The following is a 25084-nucleotide window of genomic DNA, read 5'->3' as shown; positions in this document are numbered from 1 at the left end:
ACATGAACTATACGATCTGCAATCCATTTTTAAATGTTAATGTCTCATCACACGGCGGTGAACTGCAATCCATCTGCACGCCAGATAAAACACAATACCTCTGGCAGGGTGATCCGGAATACTGGGCGGACCGCGCGCCTAATATTTTTCCTTATGTTGCAAGATTGACGGACGGAAAATATACTTACCGAAGTAAAACTTATAGCCTGGATATTCATGGATTTTTAAAAGATTCCGAGATGTTATGCGAAAGCCACAGCGACAACCGGCTTGTACTATACTTCGAGGATACGGAAGAAACAATCAGGCAATACCCTTTTTCCTTCCGTTTTTCTATCTGCTACGAATTGAAAGGACAGACACTTCATATCACCTACCACATCGAAAATCACAGCGATGAAACCATGTACTTTGGCCTGGGAGGGCATCCCGGATTTCTCGTTCCTCTGGATCAGACGCTGTGCTTCGAAGACTATGTTCTGCAGTTTGAGTCCGGCTGCCGTCCGGAGCAGCTGATTTTTACAGAAGATTGTTTCGTAACTGATGCGGTAGAGGAATTTAAGCTTGCCGCAGATGGCAGGCTTGCGCTGAGACACAGTTTATTTGACCGAGATGCACTCATACTTCAAAATGCCGGTTCAGAGATCACCCTTGCTTCAGATAAATCACCTCATTCTGTGAGCGTACAGTTCGCCGGCTTTCCTTATCTGGGCCTCTGGCACTGCCCGAGAACCGAAGCCGGCTATATTTGTATCGAACCCTGGTGCTCCCTTCCTTCCCGAAAAGGAGTTATCGAAGATCTGGAACAGCAGAAAAATCTGATTTCACTGCCTTTGGGCTGTACATGTGAAAAATCATGGAGCATCACCATCCGGTAGATGTTTGTAAAAAAGCAATAAGTAAAGGAGTTTAGAATGACAACCTCAGAAATAGCAAAAAAATTAGGAATTTCCCGGGGAACTGTGAGCCGTGTGCTCAACAACCACCCCAATGTAAAACCCGAGACACGTAAGAGGGTACTGGAAGCGCTCAAAGAACTGAATTATATTCCGAATGAAACCGCCCGCTCACTGGTGATGCAAAAGGAATTCCACATTGCAGTCATTGTCTTCTCCCAGCCGGCATTTTTCTGGGCACAGGTTCAGAGCGGAGTCAGCACTGCCCAGAACGATCTGGCATCCCAGGGCGTTATTGTGGATTATTTTGTAACCGATATGATGAAACCAGAAGAGCAGCTGGAACTGATCCGCACTCTCCCTCAGAAAGGGTACGACGGGATAGCCGTTGCTCCGAATAATCCCCAGCTGCTGGCAAGCGAGATCGACCGGCTTTCCAGCGGCGGATTCCCGGTTGTCATCATCAACGTGGAGATCCCCACAGCCAATCAGCTTTGCTATATCGGTTGTGACTATATTCAATCAGGCATCCTTGCAGGGGAATTATTTTCCCGGTTTCTTCCGGACCGCTCGGATCTGCTCGTGCTGACCCTGAAAGATTCGGTTTATGCAATTGAACAGAGGATCACCGGTTTCCGCAAGGAACTCTCTAAGCATGAGCACCTGAATATCAAACGCATTGAACGGTTCAACCGTGACGGTTCCCGCGTATATGAGGTACTGCTGGATCTCCTGAAGGAATCCCCGGATTTCCAGGGTATCTATGTCAGTTTTGACGCACTTGTACAGACTGCCGATGCCGTGCAGGCCCTCAAGCTGGATCCTGCTCCCGTGATTGTCGGCTATGATTTAAATGAAAATATATTTGAACGGCTAAAAAATAAATATATCACCGCTACTATCTGTCATGAACCTTTTAACCAGGGATACTTTGCCGTGAAAATTCTTCACCGTTATCTTCTGAAAAAGGTTCACCCGTCCAGTTCCCTGATGTATAACAAACTAGAGGTTGTCATGGCTTCCAATGCAAAATACTACATGAATGAGACACTTCAGACAGAGCTGTTCGTAACAGGCTCTCCGAGAGATATTCTATAAAATAGAGTTTCGCTTGCGAAACTCGCGCCTGCGGCGGTCACATCGCGGCATCTTGTATATCGAATAATAAGTAATAAGATACAAAAAGCAATCCCTATACGCTGTCAACAGCCTGTCGGGATTGCTTTTTATTATAATATCGCAATTCTTTTAACTATACAATTACCTGAATCCACCCCTTTGGCGCCTCGATCTGTCCCATCTGGATACCGGTCAGTGTGTCGTACAGTTTCTGGATTGTCGGTCCCATCTTCTCCATTCCGCTTGGGAAGCAGATCTCATTCCCGTGGTCAACAATCTTTCCAACCGGCGAGATAACAGCAGCAGTCCCGCAGAGTCCGCATTCTGCAAAGTCTTTTACCTCCTCCAGATAAACGTCCCTCTCCTGCACTTCCAGGCCGAGATAGTGCTCTGCCACATAGAGCAGGGAACGTCTTGTTATAGAAGGAAGGATCGTATCTGAATGGGGTGTCACGACCTTGTTGTCTTTCGTAATAAAGATAAAGTTCGCTCCGCCGGTCTCCTCCACCTTTGTTCTGGTTGCGGAATCCAGATACATGTTCTCGTCAAATCCGTTTGCATGTGCCGTCACGATTGCATGAAGGCTCATGGCATAATTCAATCCGGCCTTAATATGCCCGGTTCCGCATGGAGCCGCACGGTCAAAGTCAGATACACACAGGGTAAGAGGCTTTACTCCCCCCTTAAAATAAGGGCCTACCGGTGTAGTGAATACGCGGAACTGAAACTCATCAGCCGGTTTTACACCGATCACCGGGTTGATTCCAAACATGTAAGGTCTGACATACAGGGTTGCTCCTGACCCATAGGGAGGAACATAGGCGGCGTTTGCCTTTACAGTCTGCACGACCGCCTCTACGAAACGCTCAGCCGGAAATACAGGCATCTCCAGTCTTTTCGCGGAGTCCACCATGCGCTGTGCATTTAAGTCAGGGCGGAACGCCACGATATGCCCATCCTCCGTTGTGTATGCTTTGAGCCCCTCAAAGATTGTCTGCGCATACTGCAGGACGCCCGCACACTCGTTCATCGTAATATTAGGGTCGTCTATCAGCCCGCCTTCGTTCCATTTGCCATCCTTAAAGTCAGCCACATATCTTTTGTCCGTTTCAATATAGGCAAACCCCAGGTTCTCCCAGTCAATGTTTTTCTTATCCATCTGTAACTCCTCCGATCCTCTGCTTTCATTCTGCAAATCACTGTTTATGAGCCAATTATAATACTTCTCTTATTAAAATTCAAGAGCGCGCTCTGTTTTTTTGTTAATCCGCTCTCCCACTGGTGTAACAGTTCGGGCAGGCCAGAATTGTTACCCTCTGGTAACTTCTATTTGACCTGACAGCGCGTATTCGGTAACACGCCTCAAGGCATATTTGATAATCCATTGCACTCGTCCATTTGCCCGGCTTCACACACGCTTTAACGCTCCATCATACTAATAGATTCGATGCCGACGCTGCCCCCGCGTACAACTTCAATGTTCTTAAACTCTTCCTTCATGAGCTTAATGACCGCATCATTTTTTGTAGCTGTCTGAACGAATTCCAGCAGGAGGCTGTCTTTTCCATAGTCGATAACTCTCGCCTTAAATGTTTCTGCTATCTGAAAAAGCTGCACCTTATCTTCCGGTGTGCATTTTCTGACCTTTACATACAGGATTTCCTTCATTCTCACAAAAATATCCGTAAAATCTATGACCTTGATTACCTCCACAAGCCGGTTCAGCTGTTTCTTAATCTGCTCGAATGTCTCATCATCGCTGACAGTTGCTATCGTCATCCTTGAAATGGTCGGATCCTCTGTAGTCCCCACTGTAAGACTGTCCAGGTTATAGGATTTACCGGAAAATAAACCGGATATTTTTGACAGGACACCCACCTGGTTTTCTACGAATAATGAGATCCATCTTTTTTTTGTATTGTTCTCCATATGCTTCTCTCCTTTCGATGCTGGCGTGTGTTTGAAAATTGCTTGTCGTACCAATTTGCGGGGTATTTACTGTCAAATACAGGAGGCGTAGCGGGCTGCGTTAACTGGATTTGGCAGTAAATAAACCGTGAAGTGGGACGGCATATTGCGGCAATAAATTAACAAACACACTCTAGCAGTCCACAATCATCTCTTCCAGAGTCCCTCCCGGCTGGATCATCGGGAATACCATCTCTTCCTGATCAATGATAAATTCTATCAGGGTCGGTGTTTTCGTGTTCTTCTTTGCCTCTTCAAAGGCAGCAGAGATTTCTTCCGTTTTGGTGACTCTGATGCCCTTTGCCCCGTAGCTCTCTGCCAGTTTTATGAAATCCGGTGTGTATTCGGGCATCTCTTTTCCATCGGTCCTGCGGAAAAGCGCACCGGAGCGCAGGTTTGTCATGCCGTATCGCTTCCCGTAGAACAGCTTCTGCCACTGCCGTACCATGCCGAGATACGCATTATTGAATACGCAGAGGATCACCGGCAATTCTTCCAGCACCGCAGTTGCGAACTCCTGGATATTCATCTGCATGCCCCCGTCCCCGGAAATAGCGATGACCGGCGTATCCGGATTGCCCAGCTTGGCGCCGACTGCTCCTGGAAAACCATATCCCATGGTACCAAGTCCACCGGACATGATGATCCGTTTCTTCTCGGTGATCTCCGCATACTGTGCAGCAAACATCTGATGCTGTCCCACGTCAGTTACAATAATAGCTTCATCAAACTGCCGGTTGATCTCCTCTATAATATCTTTCGGCCCCATCTCGGCGTGCTTCTTCATATCCAATGGGTGGTTCGTCTTCCATTCGCTAATCTGCCCCAGCCATTTCGTTGTGTTGCATGGCTCAACGTACTCCTGCATTTTCAAGATCGCTTCCTTAGCATCAGCTACAATCGGGATATCTACATGAATGTTCCTGGAAATGGCTGCCGTGTCGATATCGATATGTACTATCTGCGCTTTCGGGGCAAATGCATGAAGCTTGCCCGTAATACGGTCATTGAATCTGGTTCCTATGGAGAACAGCAGGTCGCACTCACTGACTGCCATATTTGCTGCATACGCGCCATGCATGCCCAGATTGCCAATGTACAGCGGATGATTTGTCGGAATCGCGCCTCGCCCCATGACCGTTGTTATTACGGGTACATTCGTCTTCTCAGCAACTTCCGTAAAAATGCTGTTTGCTCTGGCGATATTGACTCCGCCTCCTGCAAGAAAGAGTGGTTTCTTTGCCTTGTTCAGCATCTTAATCGCCTTCTTCAGCTGCCCGATGTGTACATTAGTATTCGGTTTGTACCCCCGGATGTTGACATCGGAAGGATATTCCGGGCTGCCCAGTTCTGCCATCACGTCTTTCGGCAGATCAATGAGCACCGGCCCAGGCTTTCCTGTACTGGCTATGTAAAAGGCTTCTTTAATGATCCGGCCCAAGTCCTCTCTATTGCGGACTGTCACCCCATATTTTGTAATGCTTCTGGTAATGCCTACGATATCAACCTCCTGGAATGCGTCGTTTCCAATCAGATGTCTGGCTACCTGCCCCGTAAAGCATACAAGCGGCACACTGTCATAGTTGGCCGTCGCCAGGCCTGTTACCAGGTTGGTTGCCCCAGGCCCGCTTGTAACCAGGCATACGCCGACTTTTCCCGTTGTCCTGGCATAAGCATCCGCCTCGTGCACAAGGGCCTGCTCATGCCGCGGGAGGATCACTCTGATATCATCCTGTCTGTAAAGTTCATCGCTCAGGTCAATCGTACATGCCCCCGGATAGCCAAACAGGGTGTCTACCCCCTCTTCCTTCAGCGCCTTAACCAATAATTTGTTTCCTGAAATCTGTCTCATACATATACCTCCTTGAATTTCCTAAATCATAAGAAAGCCCTAAGCTATTACTAGCTTAGGGCGAATATCCAATCCGTGTTACCACCTAAATTCAGAGAAATCTTCTCTGCACTCTGTCAGTACGGGAACCGCTGTCCGATACTGCTTCCCTGTAACGTAGGAATCACGTTGGAGCTTACTGGGGCATTCACCTGTTCGGTCCACTGCTCAAAGGCTACTTCCATAATTCCTTCACGAAGACTCGCACCTGCCGCCTTCTCTCTTAGCTTCCGGTAATTATGTACTCCTCCTTATCACTGCATTTCACATACATTAACCTGCAGCAATGCTGCAGACCAGCCTGCAGGGCCTCTGTTACGCGGTCCCATTTGGGTAGGCTTTAAATTGCTAAAAGTTATACTTATTATAGTGTCTGCTTTTCACTTTGTCAATGATAAAATATAATCGGGATTCGAATCACGAGCTTTTGCTCCGGGAGCGGACGAAGAGAACGCTTACCATAAACCGGAAGATAGTGGAAGTGGAGAAAGTGTCTGTCCTATTGAAACATATACGCCACTGTCCTTCCACCTTATCCGAAGATATAAAAGCCCTCTTCAGTACAGACTGACCGCCAGAAAATATACAGCCAGATAATAAAGTGTCAGAAGTACGGCGCTGTGCCAGCGGGTTCTTTTCCCGCTCAAATGGCTCCACCCCAGAATCGTATCCGATATAACAAAAAAGATCCCCCCGGCTCCCCCGATGATCCCTTGTATACTGCCGGCATGTATCCCCCAGGACGCCATCATAGCGGCCATGATACAAAGCAGTGCCGCATAGACAAACCCCGGGACCAGCAGCCGTCTTTCCAGTCTATCCAGGTGAGGCCTGAGAATCAAAAACATAAAACCATACAGAATTACAAACGAAATGACTGCGCTCCGCCAGCCCCGCCCATCCAGCAGGATACCGGTTATCAGGCAGATGTGTCCCGCTCCGAAAGAGGCAACGCCTGCCAGAAACCATATTTCCAGAAGTACGTCCGCTGCCATATAGCAGACGATCCCGGCAAAGGTCCACCAAGCCAGAGGAGTCTGTGAAGACACGGCAGCAGAAAGCGCCAGCAGTACGGGCATGAACGTAGCCAGTGCCTTAAATATAAGTGGTTTTCTGCTGCCGCTGTCTTTCCAGAAAAAATATACCAGACCGAAGACTGTCATGAATATTGCCGCCGTTCCTAACATACGTCCTCCATTTTCATTCGTTTACTGAAAGGTTTTATTCTTTACTGCCCCCGCAATCGTATAGATCAACAGCGCAGCGATATTTACAATAACCACACTTGCACCCGCCGGTGTTGCCCATACGTAGGAGACGGTAATACCGATAAACAGACATACGACGGATATGACCGCCGAATTTATAACCACACTTTTAAATGTCCTGCACACCCTCATGGAAGTCAGAGCCGGGAATATAATAAGGCTTGAAATCAACAGCGCCCCCATCATGCGCATTCCCAGAACAATGGTAACCGCTGTGAGAACGGCGATCAATGTATTGTAGAGATTGGCTTTTACCCCCGTAGCCTGGGCAAAAGTCTCGTCGAATGTGATCGCAAAAATCTTATGGTAAAACAGAATATATAGAATCAGTACTGCCGCAGAAAGGAGGACACTCATTCTGACATCCCCGCTGCTCATGGCCAGAATGCTCCCAAACATATAATTATAGACATCTGTATTCATGCCTGTGGTCATTGATATCACCATGACTCCCACCGCGAGAGCGCTCGTTGAAATCAGTGCAATAGCCGCATCCCCTTTGATTTTGCTGCTGCCGCTGATCCGCAGCAGAAGAACCGCTGCCAGAACCACCACCGGAATAGCCACTGCAAGCGGTGCCGCATTGGCTGCGGCTGCAATGGCCAGGGCGCCGAACCCCACATGGGACAAGCCGTCCCCAATCATGGAATACCGCTTCAGCACAAGACTAACTCCCAGAAGGGCAGAGCAAAGCGATACCATCGTCCCCACCAGTATGGCCCTTACCATAAACGGATAGGAGAACATTTCAATTAGTTTATCTAACACGCTGTCCACCTCCCAGAAATGCCTTTCCAATCTCGCTGTTCCTGTATTCTTCTGCCGTCCCGAAGAACAGGGCGGTCTCCTGGAGATGCAGTATGTGGCTGGCATATTCCATGGTACTTTCAATGTCGTGGGATACCATAACCACTGCAATCCGGGAATCTCTGTTGATCTGTTTAATCAGCTGATAAAACTCCTGGGTCACAATCGGGTCCAGGCCGGTTACAGGCTCATCCAGGAGCAGTAATTTCCTGGTAGCACACAAAGCCCTGGCAAGCAGAACCCTCTGCTTCTGTCCGCCGGACAAATCCCGGAAACACTGTCTTTCCAGTTCCCGGATACCCAGCAGTTCCATATTCTCTCTTGCACTGCGCTTGTCCGCCGCGGTATAAAAGGGACGCATCCCCCTGCCGTTCAGCCGCCCCGACAGTACCACTTCATAGACACTTGCCGGAAAATCTTTTTGTACATCCGTCTGCTGCGGCAGATACCCGATCTCATTCTGGGAAAGGCCGTCTCCCAGAATAATCTTCCCCTTTACCGGGTTCTTCAGCCCCAGAATGCTTTTCACCAGAGTACTCTTGCCGGAACCATTTTCCCCGACAATGCAAAGATAGTCATCTTCACTCACCTGAAAAGACAGGTCATGCACAACCGTCTGGCCTTCGTATGCAATTGAAATGTTTTCACATTTAATCAGTGCCATCTGACAATGCCTCCCTTAATGTCTCTACATTTTTTTCCATCAAACTCACATAGGTTTCGCCATTCTGAAATTGTTTTGCGCTAATATTATGACAGCTGTAAAACACTTTTACTTCCGCCCCTGTTGCCTCTGCAATGGCCCGGGAAATATGATCACTGCTCAGTTCCATTTTTAGAACAACCGGTATTTTTTCTTCCTTCACTTTGTTAATTAAAAAAGCCATGGTGGCCGCGCTGGGTTCCGTATCCGAGGCGCATCCGGGAAATGCGGCATAATACCTAAGTCCGTACTCATCCGCAAAATAGCGGAACGGAAACCTGTCCCCAAACAGAATAGTATCCCGGTCAGATTCCTCCACCACTTGCCTGAACTGCGCATCCAGATCCTCAAGTTTGTGTATATAGGTTTCTGCATCCCGCTTATAGGCATCCGCATTTTCAGCATCTGCCCTGCACAGCAGTTGCGTGATGTTATCCACAATCTTCACCGCATTTTTAGGAGATGTCCACACATGTTCATCATATTCCCCCTGGTTTTCCTCCTCTTCCCGGTGATTTTCCTTCATCCCTTCAACATGTTCTTCCTCCACGGTATCAACACAGTCTACCAGGCGTAGTGTTGCCATCCTGCCTGTGTCCATTGAGGACAGGATATCCTCCACCCATTCGTCATTTTCCCCGCCCACATAGATAAAAAGATCACAGTTCTGGATGGCTATGATATCCTGAGGAGTAGGCTCATAAGAATGGCTCTCCTCCCCGGGCTTCAGAAGCATCTTCAGGTCTGCCCTGCCGCCTGCTATCTGTCTGACAAAATCATACTGGGGAAATATGGTTGTAACCACTTTGATCCTGTCGTCATCCGTGCTTGTCCCTTCCTGCTGCTTTGCTTTTGAGCAGCCTGACAAAAGGCAAGACATTCCGAATAACAGACACATCAGCAAAACGGCTGCCATTTTCCGGCAAACAGCTTCTGTTCTTTTTCCATTTCCATTGTAAATGCCGGCCATGTAACACCACTTCCTTTTTCCCAGCAATATAACTGCTGTATTCTTATGCCCGTCTCTCGTATTTAGTAAATCTGAATTCCAGGTCAAAGCAGGTCTGCTCCTCCCCTTCCTCTGTCATCTTCCAATCTTCCAGTTCATCCAGATTCGGCAAAAATGTGTCCGCCTGAAACGCGTGGTCAATCCGGGTAATATAAGCGGTATCGCAAAGGGGAAGAAGCTGGCGGTAAATTCTTTCTCCCCCGATCACATAGATGTCATCCGATTGGTAACGTTTCAGTTCTTCCTGCAGCTCCTCTAGAGTATGGACAATAACCGCGTCTTTTACACGGTAATCTTTGTTGCCCGTCAATACAATATTAGTTCTGTTTTTTAAAGGCAGCCCGTTTGGAAAACTTTCCAAAGTCTTACGCCCCATCACTACAACCTTCCCTGTTGTCGTCTGACGGAAAAACTTCATATCCGTCGGAATACTCACCAACAATTTATTTTTAAAGCCAATTCCCCAGTTCTTATCTGCTGAAGCTATTAATTTCATATATTATCCTCCTGTTTATCCAACATTTTCTAATGCCTTATTTGACGGCAGTAAACCAGTATCTTTGTAAAATCCTTCCATTTCTGCTTCTGCTAGTTTTTGCTGCCCCTCTATACTGCAATCGGAATATTTTTAATCTGAGGATGTGTCTCATAATGATCCAGCCTCACATCATCCGTCGTAAAGGCATAGAAATCCTTCACTTCCGGGTTCAGCCAAAACTGTGGCGCCGGAAGCGGCTCCCTGGAAATCAGCTCTTCAATCAGCGGTATATGCCTGTCATAAATATGGGCATCCGCAATCACATGAACAAATTCCCCCGCCTGCATATCGCAAACCTGCGCCAGCATATGGACAAGCACCGCATACTGGCACACATTCCAGTTATTAGCCGCCAGCACATCCTGAGACCGCTGATTCAGGATCGCGTTCAGCGTCAGCTTATCGCTGCCGTTTTCCTTTGTTACATTAAACGTCATACTGTAAGCACAGGGATACAGATTCATCTCATGCAGGTCCTGATGTACATAAATATTCGTCATAATCCTGCGGCTGTAGGGATTATTCTTCAGATCGTAAATCACCCGGTCCACCTGATCCATCATCCCCTCCCGGTACTGGTGCTTCACGCCCATCTGATACCCGTAAGCCTTCCCAATCGAACCTTCCTCGTCAGCCCAGCTGTCCCAAATATGGCTGTTCAGCTCATTAATATTATTCGACTTCTTCTGCCAGATCCAAAGCAGCTCGTCCACACAGCTCTTAATCCCCGTCCTGCGCAGCGTAAGCGCCGGAAACTCCTTCCTCAGATCATACCGGTTCACAACCCCAAATCGTTTTACCGTATAAGCCGGCGCGCCATCCTCCCACACGGGACGCACCTTTTCCCCCTCCGTACTGGTACCATGATCAATAATATCACGGCACATTCCAATAAAAACCTTATCTGCGTAACTCATGTCGCTCCTTCCTCAAAGGGGTCTGACCCCTTTGCCCACCATATTCTGAATATTCTGAAAATTATTATCTATTTTTATGGGTCTGAGATGTTATAAAGCATCTTCTCCAGACCTCTGTTTAATGCCGCAATCTCTTTTTTTGTCATCCCTCTGGTCATCTCTCTGTCCATCTTTCTGCGGTCAGCTTCCATCCTGCGCTGAATATCATATGCCTTTTCTGTCAGATAAATGTTCTTTCTCCGTTTGTCAGCCGCGTTGGGGACACAGAGAATAAAACCTTTTTCATCCAGCCTTTTTAAAAGCCCGGTTACTGTCGGATTTTTCAAACTCAGATGACGTTCGACATCCCTCTGGTTCACTTCTTCTTTGTTCGTATGAAACAGATAATCCAGCACGGCACATTGAGAAGCTGTAATTCCAATAGTTTTAAGCTTTCCATTCAAGTCTTTCTCAAAAACGTTGTTGATTTGTTTTATAGTAAATCCAATCGGCTGGTTTCTTCGCTCCATGGTTTTCTCCTTTCCGTACTGGCAATATATAGCTTGCTATACACTGTTATACCATTATAAAAGAGGTGTGTCAACTTCATCACACCCCTTTTATGAAAGTCCTGTATTGCCGGATAGAGTACTAGTACTCGCGGATAATACTACTGATTTCCAGTATACTCTCCATTTCCTTTAGTCCTGTCAGAGCATCCTGTAAATGATACTCTTTTACCTTTTCTGTCACTATAACAAGTTCCGCCTGGTTCTCCTTTACATGCTTCTGGACTACCCTTGCAATGCTTACCTTATGATCTCCGAAAACCTGTGCGATACGCGCCAGTACGCCTGGCTGATTTTTCACCTGCATCCTCAGAAAAAACTTATTCCTGACCTCACTAAAATCTTTTACCGGCAGCTCCCTGTAACATGTACAGCTGATTCTGCCCATACAGCCATACTGCAGGTCTCTTGCCACATCAATGATATCGCCAACAACCGCACTGGCTGTCGGCAGTTCACCTGCTCCTCTTCCATAAAACATCGCGTCATCTACCGCATCGCCATGAACAAATACAGCATTAAATGAATCCCGCACGGATGCAAGCGGATGTTCTTTGTTCAGCAGCATGGGATATACCCCCACCTCGATCCCGGTTTCCGTATTATGCGCTACACCAAGCAGCTTAATAACACTGTCAAATTCTTTCGCATACGCAATATCTTCCGAAGATATTCTCGTGATTCCCTCTGTATAAACATCTTTAAATACCACCCTGGAATGAAATGCTATCGACGCCATGATCGCTACCTTTCTTCCCGCATCAAGCCCCTCCACATCCGCTGTTGGATCGGCCTCGGCATATCCAAGTTCCGTTGCCTTCGCCAGCGCTGACTCAAAACTCATATTCTCTTCAAACATCTTCGTTAGAATATAGTTGGTAGTCCCGTTTACAATCCCGATCACCTCGGAAATATCATTTCCTGCCAGACACTGCTTCAGCGGACGGATGATCGGAATTCCGCCTGCAACAGCTGCCTCAAATAAAAAGTCGCACTGATTCTCCTCCGCGGCGTCCAGTAGTTCCCGGCCATACTCTGCCACCAGATCCTTGTTGGCCGTTACTACATGCCTGCCTGCTTGAAGAGCCTCCAAAATCATAGTCCTGGCCGGCTCGATTCCCCCCATCACTTCGATCACAATTGTGATATCATTATCCGCAAGTATCTCCGGCCAGTTATCAGTCAGAAGTGAAGGATCGATTCCTTCCCTTTTCTTGCTCATATCATGGACGAGTATCCGTGATATCTCCAGTTCCGCACCTATCGTGCGCTCCATTATATCTGATCTTCTCTGAATCAGTTTATAAACACCCGTCCCCACCGTTCCCAGTCCAAGCAGCGCTGCCTTCATCTTTTGTCCTTTCATTATAACACCCCGTTTATGCTGCGGAAATGAGCAGCCTGCCAAAGAAACACCGATCCTGCTTCATTTACTTAATAACTTAACAGGCTTTACACCTTCGCATGTACTATGTCATCCATATAAATATATGCCTCAGGACACGAAATCAGTGTCCTGCAGTTATGATATTTTCTGTTCCAATCCTTTTACTCTTGTCTCTAAATCTGAATACTTTTCCGCCAGCAGATTAATCGTGCTGCTTTCAATCCTGATTGCATTTACCGCTGACTCAAGAGAAACCATCCGGTTCTCAAGCCTTTCAAAACGTCTGTTAGCTTTCTCCTGCACGATATCAAGTTCCTCCAGAAGATTATTTTCAAGTCTATACAGACTATCCGCCATTTCTTTTTTCGACGGCATCTTCGACAGTCTTGCATCCAGTTCTGCTTTTGTCGGTACTTCCGACAGCCTTGCGTCCAGTTCTGCTTTTGTCGGCATCTCCGACAGCCTTGCGTCCAGTTCTGCTTTTGTCGGCATCTCCGACAGCCTTGCGTCCAATTCTGCTTTTGTCGGCATCTCCGACAGCCTTGCGTCCAATTCCGCTTTCGTCGGCATCTCACACAGTCTTGCATCCAGTTTTTTATCCATCATATTGGAAATTGCCTGCAAAAACTGTTCTTCTGATATAAACATGCTTACCACCTCACCTTTTGTGTGGACATTATAACACATGCCCCGGTATAAAGTCTATTAAATTATCAAGGTGCATCCCTATGGAAATCAGCTGAAAATTCGATGCCTGAACGACAGAAATAAATAGATTTATGTAAAGAATCTGATATACTAAAATGGGCATTAAAATAATCACCTAATTTACTTAGACAACTATTTTAATACCCATCCATGCATCCTTCAAAGGATAACTTAGAGCGATAGACGGGATTCGAACCCGCGACCCCGACCTTGGCAAGGTCGTACTCTACCAACTGAGCCACTATCGCGTATCTTGTGTGTTCCCTGACCGGAACAATAATTACTATACTATATGCAGTCCGTATTGTCAACAATTTTTTCAAACTTTTTTAACTTTTTTATTTTTTCTGCAGACTTGCTTCAGTCTGCCCTAACCGGCTGCTTTGTTTCTTTCTCCAAAGCGCGAGGATATACCAGTGTTTTCCATTTGTATTTCTATATACCGTAATATAAAATAGACACATTGCGTCTTTTATTAAAATATCTGCAGATCGTTCATGGGCACGTCCGAAAGAGTCCCCCCGGAACGGTTATAAATTTTCAAATTAGATTGGGTAAATGCGATGATTACTAATGATTCAATCGGCCAGAATATACAGCGCCTGAGAAAAGAGCGTAATATGACACAGTTACATCTAGCAGAAAAGCTTCATCTCCACCGGGCCACTTTGTGCTCCTACGAGCGAGGCAAACGGCTCCCCGATATATTTATTCTGATATCGATTGCAGATACATTTCAGATAAGTCTGGATGCACTAGTAAACAGAAATATCCGTCTCACTGAACCAGGCCTGTCCGGTTCCGGAAATGGTTCCCCGAAACCATAAGCAGGCCTGCCTGTAACATACTATATTGCAAAGCAGGATTTATCACTTTTTCGCTTTATCGCATCCTGCGCCAATATCGCCTCCTGCCGGTCCGATATTGGCTGCTAACCACACAGATTATGCAGCACCGCAGCAGCCTGTCTGACAGCCTCCTCAGAAGTCTTCCAAAGTACATACTCATTTCTCTCCGGCAGGCCCATGCTGGCACCTTCCATCCGGAATTGCATGGCGCTTTCTACCTCCTGTTTTCCAGACATATGGTAGGAGGTTATCCCTGAAGACGGTACAAGCCTCTCGATCACCCCGGCCTGTATCCCGCCGGCCGCCAGGATCTCGATTCTGCCTGCGCTCTTCTCCTGCAGCCTGGCCAGAAGATCCCGGCCATCCCAGCCGGTCGCTTTCTGCCCGCTGGTCAAAATGGTCTTCATCCCCATTGATACCGCCTCTTCCAGCGCTTTATACGGATCCGCACATACATCAAAGCATCTGTGCAGTGCAACGTCCATATTTCCTGCCGCCTTCACCAGTTCCAACATTCTCCCGGTATCCAGAGTGCCGTCCGGATTTAACATGCCGACAACCACCCCGGAAGCCCCCAGTTCCCGGTACATCTGCACTTCTTCTTTCAATTGTTCAAACTCATAATCATTATAGCAATAATCCCCATATCTGGGGCGCAGCAGCACGCGTACACGAATATCTGTATATTTGCGCACCAGCTTGAATAATGCCTGCCCCGGCGTCACACCCCCAATCACCAGATTACTGCACAGTTCGATTCGGTCTGCGCCTCCTTTTTCCGCTGCTATTGCGGACTCTACGCAGTCCGCACATACTTCCAGTACATACTTTCCCATTTTTTCTCCTTTCATGCCCTCTTCTGACTTAAAATGAATATCCGTATTAATTATTCCTTTCTGCCCGCGCAATTCAGCCACATATTAATTTACCACAGCTGAATGTGTTCTTCAAATGAAATTCACCGTCCAGCACAAGGATATCCGCATCCTTTCCCACAGACAGTATCCCTTTGTGCTCCAGCCCGAACTCTTCTGCCTGGTTTACAGAACTCATCTGCACAGCATCTTCCAGGGAAGCCCCCGTGAAGTCCATCATATTGCGGAATGCCTGAATAAAGGTCAGAATACTTCCTGCTATCGTACCGTCTTCCAGCCTGGCTGTACCGTCCTTAACATACACCTTCTGTCCGCCCAGCTCACTTAAGCCTTCCGGCATCCCCTTGGCTCTCATGGAATCCGTGATCAGCTCAATCCCGCCGCTTCCTTTTATCTCATACGCAAGCCGCACCATCTCCGGCACGATATGAATTCCGTCACAGATAATCTCTGCCTTCACCCCCGGCGTCAAAAGGCCGTATCCGGTCACTCCCGGCTCTCTGTGATTTAAGCCTCTCTGTGCATTGTAAAGATGGGTAATATGACTCGCACGGCTGCGTCCAAGCCCTGCATAAAGTGCATTCGAATGCCCGGCACTTAAGACTACCTTATGCTCCTCACACCAAGCCTCAAACTGTGCGTCTGCTTCCTCGGGAGCATATGTCACAAGCCGGATCAGTCCGCCGCTGATCTTATTCCATTCCTCCAGTACTTTCTCATCCGGTTTTTTAATATAGGAGGCATCCTGCGCACCTTTAAACTTTTCAGAAATAAACGGTCCTTCTACATGGATTCCCTGTATGATGGGGTTCATTTCTGCCGCACTGCCGATATTTTTCATTGCTTCTGCTATCTTATCATATGTCTGTGTCATGGTTGTACAGAAATAGGAGGTAATCCCTTCCTCTGCAGCCATTTTATCCACCATACTGCTGATTTCCCCCGGCAGTGCATCCATATTGTCTTTCCCATATCCACCGTGGCTGTGAACATCAATAAAACCCGGAATCAGTATATCCCCTTCCGTCACAATCTCCTCGTCACCGGTCTTTTCCGTAAAGTTTTCCATATCTCCCACTTCTGTAATTTTCTGGTCAAAACGGATATACCCCCGGTAAATTACTTCCTTTCCGGTGTATATTTTCTTATCTTTAATTAACTTCATTTCATCCTCCATTCTGCCGCTTGCCTCGGCCTTGTTATTATTATCCGGTTCCCGCTTTTCAGCACAATGAAACCCCAGTAACATGATGGCGATCACTGTCCATTTTGTTTCACGGAAGACACCAAATAGAAAAAGAACCGTAAAAACGGCCCTCTTTCTTATGATCTTTAAATATGCCAGATTCTGTCCGCATATTTCTGTTCCAGTACATTATTAAACTCCCTGCCGCCATCTATATTCGCACTCTTATAGACCGGAGCCTCATATCCCTTTTCTGTCATGTCTTTCACAGCCTCATATATTGTCTGCTGCAGAAGAAGACATGTACTGAATGAGGATGTACCGCACACCTTGCTGTCAAGTCCTTCTATGTCCAGAGAGGCGTCTCCAAATGCGGACTGGTTGTCCAGAACCACATCGGCAAATTCATATAACAGCTTTCCGGAAGAATGTCTGGAAGTAGAACTGCTGGATACCTCCAGCGCGGTTACTACGATCAGCTTGTTGCCCTTTTTCTTAATATGATCCGCCATCTCGATCGTCATTGGATTTCTCCCTGAGTTGGAGATCAGTATAAAAATATCATTTGGCTGTATGTCTACACACCGCATCAGAAACGGAGCAACACCTTCCACGCTTTCATACATGCCTTCCGCCCGGTCACGTATCACCTTGCTCGGAATCAGGCCCCCGGCTCTTCCGCACACCTCAATCGCCCCGGCATAGGAATGCCCGCTGCCGAAGGCTTGCAGAATCCCGCCTTTTTGTATCGATTCGGAAATCAAAAGTGCTGCAGCATGAATATTTTCCGCCTGTGTCTCTTCCAGTTTTCCCATAACCTCTTTTGCCTTGTCAAAAAATTCCAGTCCCATAATGCTCTCCTTGTCTGTCAATTATGCTAATAATCCAATCGCATAGAATACAATAGATGCCACCATAATAATTAAAATTGCTTTTGTTGAAGTCATTTTTTTCTTGCCCAGCAGGAAGTAGATCCCGGCTACGACAAGTACCGGCACGAGGCTTGGCATGATCTGATCTACGATTGCCTGGCCTTCCAGCGTTACATCACCGGATTTAAAGTTTGCCGCTATGTTAGCCTTTACAACTGTAGGGATCAGCGCACCCACAACCGTAATTCCAAGCAGGGTCGCCGCATGTGTCAGGGCATCCAGTTTATCCTTTGCAGAGGTAACCAGCTTTGTTCCCTCACGGTAACCAATTCCTGTTGTAAAATATCTGAAAATCAGTATTGCAATATTGACAAGAAGCCAGATCACAACACCTGTCACATTGCCATTTTGTCCCATATAAGCCGCGATAGAACCGAAAATGGTTGGGATCAGTACTCCGAAAATAGTGTCGCCCACGCCTGCAAACGGCCCCATCAGACCTGTCTTGATACCACTGGCCGCATCCTTCGCGGTTTTCCCGCCGGACTCTTCCGTTGCGGCGTCAATTCCAAGAATAAAACCTCCCATGTGCGGTGTTGTGTTAAAAAACTGCACGTGGTTTTTCATCATTTCTTTCAAGTCCTCGGACTTTTTGTATAATTTTCTCAATATAGGCAGAATCGCATAGAGATAGCCGACACCCATCATTTTCTCGTAATTCCATGTAATCTGGGATGCCAGAATCCATCTTTTGCTGACCCTTTTAATATCCTGATCTGTAATCTTCTCCTGATTAATCTTCAAATTCTCCATCTAACAATCCCTCCTGAGCTGATCCTGTGTTAACTGCAACTACTTTCTGGCTTTTCTCCAGAAATTGTTTAAATGCAACGACTGCCAATGCTGTACCTAATATTGCCACTCCGACCATAGGAACGCTTAAATATGCAGCGGCAAAAAATCCAACCAGAAGATATGAGATATAACTCTTCACCGGAAGGTATCTCAGCAGGATCGCGATACCGACTGCCGGAAGCAGTCCGCCTGCAACTGTAAGTCCGCCCATCAGCCATTCAGGCATGTAGTCTACAATCAGGTTGACCAGATTCTGTCCGAAAATGAGCATTAAAAATACGGGAAGCGCTCTGGACAATCCCCAGGACAGAGAGCCCAGCCATGTATTTCTGCCAATGGCCTTAAAATCCATTCTGTCCACAGCTGCCTCGACTCTTTTTGCAAAGAACACATTGCAGAATCTCGCCAGCACGTCCAGCTGTACCATCAAAAGTCCCACCGGAACCGCAAGTCCGATACCAAAATCCATTCCTTTTCCGGATGTTACTGCAAACACCGTACCAATAATTGATCCCGTCATGTAGTCAGGCATGGAAGAACCGCCGTAAGTACCAACACCCAGAATCATCAGCTGCAGGGTTGCTCCCACAGCCAGCCCCATCTTCATGTCCCCCATGATGATCCCGGCAATCGTACCTATAATAACCGGCTGGTTTCCCAGGACTGATGTGGATAAGTTTTCACAAATTGCAAAGAATGCCAGCGCTGTCAATGCAATAATCTGCCACATTTGAATTTCCATTTTTTGTTTCCTCCTCTGCTATTTTAAATAAGATGCAAATTTTCTTTTTTCATCGTTCGGCACCATCTGTGCATAGACAGGAACTCCCGACTTTTCAATGGACAGAATTGTCTGCAGCTCTTCTGCTGTACAGTATACAGACTTTTTAATCTGCTCCCTGCCCTCTTTTACTCCCATATTTCCTATATTGACTTCTTTAACCTTTACGCCATATTCAAGCAATTTTACAATCGTAGCGGGGTCTTTCACAATTAAAAAGACTCTTTGTCCTGCATAAACCCCTTCATTCAGACGCTTCGCAGCATTTTCAGCAGTCAGCACGCTAAGTTTCATACCCGCCGGAACTGCAGCCCTAAGTGCATTTTTAGCGATCTCATCATTTACGATGTCATCGCCGACCACCATGATTCTTGTTGCTCCCAGTGTCCTTGTCCAGTAAGTTGCCACCTGTCCATGGATCAGACGCTCATCCAGTCTGAAGTTTACAATACCGTTCTTTTCAACAGGCTCTTTATGCTCCTGTTTCTTTTCCGGCTGGCTGTCGTTCTTTACGCCTTCGCCCAGGATCGTTTCCTTTGCCTGTTCCATTGCGCTGTGCAGAGTATCTCCGGTATTCAGCGCTATGAGCATTCCCAGGCACAGCCCTGATACCAGCGCGATCCGGCTGTACTCATGTATGACAGGCGCAGCTGCATTGAACGGTGTGCCGCCCGGCACGTCCGTGATGATGGCCTCACACTGATCAGCCCCGTTCTCTGCCAGTATTGCCCTGTAAGCCTTTTCCACAGACTCTTTTGTCATGTCTTCGGTAAATGTGACCACAAAGAACTGCGGTGCAGCCCCTGTTATCATTTCACAGCTTGCTTTGCAAGCCTTTGCATATTCTCCGTGTGAAGCAAGGATATAATACATATGTCTTCCTCCTCTAGTCTTTCAGAATAAATTCGATGACCGGTACAAGCACATCCGGTCTCTGCACCGGCAGGGTTACCAGCAGGGAGTTGTCTTCAAACTTATCTTTAATATGAATCTCGGTTACCTCGGCATTTAGATCTTTATGGGATTTTCTCTTGCCGGAAAGCCCTTCGTCCTGAATATATTTTATTTCAGAATTGTCATTGACCAGCTGTGCATAAGCAACCTTTCCACCCAGCTTCTCGATCAGCAGCGTTCTGTACGGCCATGAGAAAAGGTGCAGATACAGGCGGTTCCCATTCTGTGTAAAGCGCGCATCTGCCGGAGCATCGAACTCGCTGGCCCCACAGCCGTATATCGCCCTGCCATGCAGCCGCATCCATTCACCGACCCGGCCCAGAATCTCTTCCGTCTTCGCATCCCATTCGCCGCGGGCGTTCGGTCCGATGTTCAGCAGCATGTTACCGCCCTTGGAAACAGTATCAATCAATAACTTCGTTACCATCTCCGGTGTCTTCCAGTCCAGATTATCTCTGTCATAGCCCCAGCTCCCGTTCAGCGTCTGACATGCCTCCCAGACAAGCTGCTTTTTGCCGTTTTCCATCTTAGCATTGCGCTGGTACTGTTCCGGAGTTCCTACGCCCCGCCCCAGATCCAGGCGGTCGTTCAGGATAATATCGGGCTGAAGGGAGAGGATCATTTTCTCCAGCTCCTCGGATTTCCAGTCTTCCCTGCCTTTTCCGACGGAATCGCCCCAGTCTCTGTTTGCATAGGAAAAGTCAAACCACAGATAATCAATCTTCCCGTAATTTGTCAGAAGCTCTCTGACCTGCCCATGCATAAACTTTGTATAGGACTCCATATCCCCCGGATGATTCTTAATATATTCTTTATTATTCCTCTCCGGATGATACCCGTCTACCAGGAAATCCGGGTGGTTCCAGTCGATCAGGGAAAAATACAGTCCAACCTGCAGACCCTCTGCCCTGAACGCCTCCACATATTCTTTCACCAAATCGCGGCCATAGGCCGTATTGGAAATCTTGTAATCGCTGAGTGCTGTGTCCCACAAAGCAAACCCTTCATGGTGTTTTGCTGTCAGCACCGCATATTTAAAACCCGCTGCCTTTGCCTTCTTTGCCCATTTCCTGGCGTCCAGCAGATCTGGATTGAAGTTGTCAAAATACTTCTGATATCCGTCCTTTCCAATCTGCTCCAGTGTCATTACCCATTCATGTCTGGCCGCGGCCGAAAATAATCCAAAGTGTATGAACAGCCCGAAACGGTCCTCCATAAACCATTCAGGATTCCCATAATCATCCGGCCATTCAAAATTCTTAATCATCTCCACACTCTGTCTCCCTTCAAATAAATTTATTATGCATAATAGATTGTCCTAATTATAAACAGATTATTTTTTTAACGTGTAAAATTTCGCGATTTGGAAACTTTTTTATGCAAATTGCAAGTATAGGATACCCCAAATTTGTGTAGTCTACACAAAAAGATGAGGGAAGGGGGCGCCTGACAGGAGCGTAGGGGGTGCCGGAGGGGGAAACTTTGCAGGCCTTTTTAGCGGCGATCCGTTTGCCAAGTATCACTAGATAAAAACCGCACCGGATGAGAAGGCACCACCGGCATTCACCCCGCAATTCTGATGAATTGCGCGGCTCAGGCCGGCTTAAACTCTGCTTCGGAAGCAGAGTTTAGCCTTCTCATCCGGTGCGGTTTTTATCAAGTGATACTACGGCGCTCTCTATGCCGCTCAAAAAGGCCTGCAAAGTTTCCCCCTCCGGCACCCCCTCCGCCCCTGTCAGGCTGGGTCCATCCGGACGGGAGTTTGGTTTTATCTTTGCGTATGGAAGCGGATTGGACGGGAGCAGTGGATCAAATTGACTGCACAGGCATATCCGGCTGCCGAATTAAGATATGGAGATGAGGATATATATTGATCAAATGCACAATAACCAAGCCGGTGCTTTTTTCATCCTATATCGGCACCCCATCCCGCATCCCCATCCAAAATCCGCCTCTCCCGCCTAAAAACTCTCAGTTTCCCCGCTAAACTCCCGCCCCCGGAACCCCCTAGCAGTACAGCGCATAGAACGCCGTCCACCGCTGAAAACGGAGATAGGGGGATTGGGAAGCGTAGGTTCGGTTGTTAGCTGGAGTAAAGTAAAAAAGAAGGAAAACCGGGGTAATTTTTGTGATTCCGAATCACAAAAATTCCTGGCCCCAGCGCGCGAAGCCATCAGGCTTCGGGTGATGTGGCCAGGTCGCCCCGGTTTTCCTTCTTTTTTACTCTACTCCAGCTTACAGCCGAACCCCCGCTTCCCAATCCCCCTATCTCCGTTTCCAGCGGTGGACGGTGTTCTATGGGCCTGTACTGCGACCCCCTCCAATACGTTTAAACTCCTCGACAATCATCTGGGCTATGATTCGTTCTATGAAGGGATGGTTCTGCACTCTGGTTGTGAAATGATACAGTACCGGATAGCTGACGCTTGGATCGGATGCAGCCTCCCGGTTGGAGGTGATCAGGGCGATCCTGCCCTTTGTTTTGCGGACGAAGGACCTGGACTGATCCAGGGGCTTCATCCCGTTTTCGTATATATACTGGCCTGAATTTGAAAAGATGATAATGAGTGTGTCCTCATCGGCCTCATTGATATATTGTTCCTGCTTGACATCATAGATATTGGTCTTGATGTATTTGCCCACTCCGGCTATTTCGTACATAAAATCCATTGCAACGGTCTCGGAATATACAGAACCGAATGCCGCCACCTTCTTATACTGATGCAGGGCTTTTGCGAGTTCCCTGATCTGATTTCTGTCTATGCCGGATAAGAAGTGTTCGATATCTCCGGAGAGGACGCTCAGGAATCTCTCGATACCGTATTGTTCAATGAATCTGTCCATGGGGACTTTTTCTTCGTAGTTATGATATCCTGCCCTCTTTTTTTCATTGCGTGCATTGTCACGGAATTCCTTGTAGTCTTCAAACCCCAGTCTTTTTACAAACTTGGACAACGTGGACTTTGATATGTGGCATTTGTCCGCAACCTGGTCTATGGGCATGTGTTCAATTTCTTTGATTATCCCCAGCAGGCTTTCCGCAATGTGAGCTTCAGTAGAATCATATTCCGAATCATTGAGCAGGTTAATCAGCCGATAAGCAACAATATACATGGTCCACCTTCCTATTCAGCGCTTTTAAGTTCCAGTCCCAGTTCTCCCAGCTGTTTTTCATCCACAATATTCGGCGCTTCTGTCATCAGGCAGGAAGCGTCTTTTACCTTCGGGAAGGCCATTACATCACGGATGCTGTCTTCTTTTGCCATTAGCATCACCATACGGTCCAGTCCGTATGCCAGTCCTGCGTGAGGCGGAACTCCATATTTAAAAGCGTCCAGAAGGAAGCCGAACTGCTCATGGGCCTGTTCTTTTGTAAATCCAAGCACCTCGAACATTTTCTCCTGCACGTCATTCTGGAATATTCGGACACTGCCGCCTCCGATTTCATTTCCGCTCAGCACGATATCGTATGCCTTTGCGCGTACTCTGCCGGGATCAGAGTCTATATACTGCAGATCCTCTTCCATCGGCATGGTGAACGGATGGTGCATTGCCACATAGCGGTTCTGCTCCTCGCTCCATTCGAGCAGCGGGAATTCCGTGATCCACACAAACTTGTACTCATTCTTATCCAGGATTTCCGTCTGTCTTGCAATTTCCAGGCGGAGATTTCCCAGAACGTCCCATACAACCTTATTCTGATCGGCCGCAAAGAGCAGCAGATCCCCCGGTTCGCCGGACATTGCCCGTACGAGGCCCTGCATTTCATCCTCTGTCATGAATTTGGCAAAGGAAGACTTCATGCTGCCATCCTCCTGCAATGCAATATAGGCAAGTCCCTTAGCACCAAAGTCTTTTGCAAAGTCGACCAGTTTATCGATCTTCTTGCGCGGCATGCCGCCCTGGCCTTTGGCATTGATGCCCCGGACTGTCCCTCCATTCCCCACGGCGCCTTTGAATACAACGAAATCACAGTCTTTGACCACTTCTGTCACATCCACGAGCTCCATGCCGAAACGGGTATCCGGCTTGTCGGAACCGTAACGGTCCATCGCCTCCTGCCATGTCATTCTTGGAATAGGCAGCGCTACATCCACATCCAGCACCTCTTTAAAGAGTCTTGCAAGAAGTCTTTCATTTACATCAATCACATCGTCTACGTCCACAAAGGAAAGCTCCATATCGATCTGGGTAAACTCCGGCTGTCTGTCCGCACGGAGATCCTCATCGCGGAAACATTTTGCGATCTGGAAATAGCGGTCATAACCCGAACACATCAGCAGCTGCTTAAAAAGCTGCGGTGACTGGGGAAGCCCGTAAAAACTGCCCGGATGAACACGGCTCGGCACCAGGTAGTCCCTTGCGCCCTCCGGAGTGCTCTTACCGAGTATCGGAGTCTCGATCTCCAGAAATCCCTCTTCGGAAAGGAACTGTCTGGTAAGAGTAGCAATCCGGCTTCTCATAATCAGGTTTTTCTGCAGATCCGGCCTTCTCAGATCCAGATATCTGTATTTCAGGCGGAGTTCTTCCTTTGTTTTGCTGTTCTCTTCAATCGGGAACGGAGGTGTCTCTGATTCGGAAAGGATTCGCAGTTCATCCGCCCTGATTTCAATCTCTCCTGTTGCAAGGTTTTCATTCACAGCGCCGCTGCGCGCTTCCACCCTGCCCACAACCGCAATTACAAACTCACTGCGCAGCTTCGCCGCTTTATCGATCAGGGCAGACTTATCCTCCCCCTCAAACACAATCTGCAGAATACCGGAACGGTCTCTCAGGTCCACAAACACAATCCCACCCTTGTTTCTGTTCTTCTGCACCCAGCCCATAACCGTTACCATCTCGCCGATATTTGCACTGGACAACTCACCGCAGCGGTGGGTTCTCTTTAATCCTTTCATTGATTCAGCCATATCCTATTCATCCTTTCTTCATAGGGGTCTGACCCCTTTGCAAA

The 25084-nt window shown here is 47.5% G+C and carries 24 protein-coding genes, 1 tRNA gene and 1 other annotated feature; of the genes, 3 read left to right on the top strand and 22 right to left on the bottom strand.

Annotation, left to right across the window (positions count from 1 at the left end; all coding sequences use genetic code 11):
• The first annotated feature begins 2 nt into the window (after positions 1 to 2).
• Together MWG26_RS07010 and MWG26_RS07005 are read left to right on the top strand one after the other, a co-directional pair.
• On the top strand, positions 3 to 878 hold the full coding sequence (locus MWG26_RS07010; protein WP_025655307.1) for an aldose 1-epimerase family protein: 876 nt from the start codon (positions 3 to 5) through the stop codon (positions 876 to 878).
• Positions 879 to 914: 36 nt separating this feature from the next.
• Complete coding sequence (locus MWG26_RS07005) at positions 915 to 1994, top strand: substrate-binding domain-containing protein (RefSeq protein WP_025655306.1); 1080 nt, start codon at positions 915 to 917, stop codon at positions 1992 to 1994.
• A 154-nt stretch (positions 1995 to 2148) separates the two neighbouring features.
• Here the strand turns inward: MWG26_RS07005 and MWG26_RS07000 are convergent, their stop codons facing one another.
• The 13 genes from MWG26_RS07000 to MWG26_RS06940 form a co-directional block, all read right to left on the bottom strand.
• Positions 2149 to 3210 (bottom strand): branched-chain amino acid aminotransferase, encoded by a 1062-nt coding sequence (locus tag MWG26_RS07000; RefSeq protein ID WP_275891940.1) that lies wholly within the window; start codon positions 3208 to 3210, stop codon positions 2149 to 2151.
• Positions 3211 to 3434: 224 nt separating this feature from the next.
• On the bottom strand, positions 3435 to 3944 hold the full coding sequence (gene ilvN, locus MWG26_RS06995) for an acetolactate synthase small subunit (protein WP_025655305.1): 510 nt from the start codon (positions 3942 to 3944) through the stop codon (positions 3435 to 3437).
• Positions 3945 to 4116: 172 nt separating this feature from the next.
• Positions 4117 to 5835, bottom strand: a complete 1719-nt coding sequence (gene ilvB / locus MWG26_RS06990) for a biosynthetic-type acetolactate synthase large subunit (protein WP_025655304.1) — start codon at positions 5833 to 5835, stop codon at positions 4117 to 4119.
• Positions 5836 to 5888: 53 nt separating this feature from the next.
• Positions 5889 to 6141: a binding site (T-box leader), on the bottom strand.
• Between the two features lie 290 nt (positions 6142 to 6431).
• On the bottom strand, positions 6432 to 7061 hold the full coding sequence (locus MWG26_RS06985) for a lysoplasmalogenase (RefSeq protein WP_025655303.1): 630 nt from the start codon (positions 7059 to 7061) through the stop codon (positions 6432 to 6434).
• Between the two features lie 21 nt (positions 7062 to 7082).
• The gene (locus MWG26_RS06980; protein WP_275891991.1) at positions 7083 to 7889 is read right to left on the bottom strand and encodes a metal ABC transporter permease; all 807 of its coding nucleotides are present in this window, start codon (positions 7887 to 7889) and stop codon (positions 7083 to 7085) included.
• A gap of 10 nt (positions 7890 to 7899) precedes the next feature.
• Positions 7900 to 8613, bottom strand: coding sequence for a metal ABC transporter ATP-binding protein (locus MWG26_RS06975; protein WP_117440728.1), 714 nt, complete (start codon positions 8611 to 8613; stop codon positions 7900 to 7902).
• Positions 8600 to 9568 (bottom strand): metal ABC transporter substrate-binding protein, encoded by a 969-nt coding sequence (locus MWG26_RS06970; RefSeq protein WP_117440740.1) that lies wholly within the window; start codon positions 9566 to 9568, stop codon positions 8600 to 8602. Before MWG26_RS06970 ends, MWG26_RS06975 begins: the two co-directional genes overlap by 14 nt.
• 97 nt (positions 9569 to 9665) lie before the next feature.
• The gene (locus tag MWG26_RS06965; RefSeq protein ID WP_025655299.1) at positions 9666 to 10157 is read right to left on the bottom strand and encodes a dihydrofolate reductase; all 492 of its coding nucleotides are present in this window, start codon (positions 10155 to 10157) and stop codon (positions 9666 to 9668) included.
• A gap of 110 nt (positions 10158 to 10267) precedes the next feature.
• The gene (gene thyA, locus MWG26_RS06960) at positions 10268 to 11116 is read right to left on the bottom strand and encodes a thymidylate synthase (RefSeq protein WP_025655298.1); all 849 of its coding nucleotides are present in this window, start codon (positions 11114 to 11116) and stop codon (positions 10268 to 10270) included.
• Between the two features lie 74 nt (positions 11117 to 11190).
• Positions 11191 to 11625: a MarR family winged helix-turn-helix transcriptional regulator gene (locus MWG26_RS06955; RefSeq protein ID WP_025655297.1), complete on the bottom strand. Its 435-nt coding sequence runs from the start codon at positions 11623 to 11625 to the stop codon at positions 11191 to 11193.
• A gap of 121 nt (positions 11626 to 11746) precedes the next feature.
• Positions 11747 to 13030, bottom strand: coding sequence for a homoserine dehydrogenase (locus MWG26_RS06950; RefSeq protein ID WP_181969564.1), 1284 nt, complete (start codon positions 13028 to 13030; stop codon positions 11747 to 11749).
• Positions 13031 to 13186: 156 nt separating this feature from the next.
• The gene (locus tag MWG26_RS06945; RefSeq protein ID WP_025655295.1) at positions 13187 to 13699 is read right to left on the bottom strand and encodes a hypothetical protein; all 513 of its coding nucleotides are present in this window, start codon (positions 13697 to 13699) and stop codon (positions 13187 to 13189) included.
• A 235-nt stretch (positions 13700 to 13934) separates the two neighbouring features.
• A tRNA-Gly gene (locus MWG26_RS06940) sits at positions 13935 to 14007 on the bottom strand.
• 315 nt (positions 14008 to 14322) lie between these two features.
• Here MWG26_RS06940 and MWG26_RS23010 point away from each other — a divergent pair.
• On the top strand, positions 14323 to 14586 hold the full coding sequence (locus tag MWG26_RS23010) for a helix-turn-helix domain-containing protein (RefSeq protein WP_044926616.1): 264 nt from the start codon (positions 14323 to 14325) through the stop codon (positions 14584 to 14586).
• 104 nt (positions 14587 to 14690) lie between these two features.
• Here the strand turns inward: MWG26_RS23010 and MWG26_RS06930 are convergent, their stop codons facing one another.
• The 9 genes from MWG26_RS06930 to aspS all read right to left on the bottom strand — a co-directional run bounded on the left by MWG26_RS06930 (position 14691) and on the right by aspS (position 25040).
• Positions 14691 to 15443 carry a copper homeostasis protein CutC gene (locus MWG26_RS06930; RefSeq protein ID WP_025655293.1) on the bottom strand — a complete coding sequence of 251 codons (753 nt, stop codon included), beginning with the start codon at positions 15441 to 15443 and terminating at the stop codon, positions 14691 to 14693.
• 73 nt (positions 15444 to 15516) lie between these two features.
• Positions 15517 to 16647 carry an N-acetylglucosamine-6-phosphate deacetylase gene (gene nagA, locus MWG26_RS06925; protein ID WP_025655292.1) on the bottom strand — a complete coding sequence of 377 codons (1131 nt, stop codon included), beginning with the start codon at positions 16645 to 16647 and terminating at the stop codon, positions 15517 to 15519.
• A 167-nt stretch (positions 16648 to 16814) separates the two neighbouring features.
• Positions 16815 to 17519 carry an SIS domain-containing protein gene (locus tag MWG26_RS06920; protein WP_025655291.1) on the bottom strand — a complete coding sequence of 235 codons (705 nt, stop codon included), beginning with the start codon at positions 17517 to 17519 and terminating at the stop codon, positions 16815 to 16817.
• 21 nt (positions 17520 to 17540) lie between these two features.
• Positions 17541 to 18353, bottom strand: a complete 813-nt coding sequence (locus tag MWG26_RS06915; protein ID WP_025655290.1) for a PTS system mannose/fructose/sorbose family transporter subunit IID — start codon at positions 18351 to 18353, stop codon at positions 17541 to 17543.
• The gene (locus MWG26_RS06910; RefSeq protein WP_025655289.1) at positions 18334 to 19137 is read right to left on the bottom strand and encodes a PTS mannose/fructose/sorbose/N-acetylgalactosamine transporter subunit IIC; all 804 of its coding nucleotides are present in this window, start codon (positions 19135 to 19137) and stop codon (positions 18334 to 18336) included. The genes MWG26_RS06915 and MWG26_RS06910 overlap by 20 nt, the downstream gene beginning before the upstream one ends.
• 18 nt (positions 19138 to 19155) lie before the next feature.
• Complete coding sequence (locus tag MWG26_RS06905; protein WP_025655288.1) at positions 19156 to 20049, bottom strand: PTS sugar transporter subunit IIAB; 894 nt, start codon at positions 20047 to 20049, stop codon at positions 19156 to 19158.
• A gap of 13 nt (positions 20050 to 20062) precedes the next feature.
• Complete coding sequence (locus MWG26_RS06900) at positions 20063 to 21397, bottom strand: alpha-L-fucosidase (RefSeq protein ID WP_025655287.1); 1335 nt, start codon at positions 21395 to 21397, stop codon at positions 20063 to 20065.
• A 1028-nt stretch (positions 21398 to 22425) separates the two neighbouring features.
• Complete coding sequence (locus MWG26_RS06895; RefSeq protein WP_117440729.1) at positions 22426 to 23244, bottom strand: MurR/RpiR family transcriptional regulator; 819 nt, start codon at positions 23242 to 23244, stop codon at positions 22426 to 22428.
• Between the two features lie 11 nt (positions 23245 to 23255).
• Positions 23256 to 25040: an aspartate--tRNA ligase gene (gene aspS / locus MWG26_RS06890; protein WP_117440730.1), complete on the bottom strand. Its 1785-nt coding sequence runs from the start codon at positions 25038 to 25040 to the stop codon at positions 23256 to 23258.
• Positions 25041 to 25084: the final 44 nt, after the last annotated feature.

Source organism: Faecalicatena contorta (assembly GCF_022835095.1).
Classification (GTDB): Bacteria; Bacillota; Clostridia; order Lachnospirales; family Lachnospiraceae; genus Faecalicatena; species Faecalicatena contorta.
The sequence above is the reverse complement of the archived record's forward strand: the minus strand, read 5'-3'. Positions and strand labels throughout refer to the sequence as shown.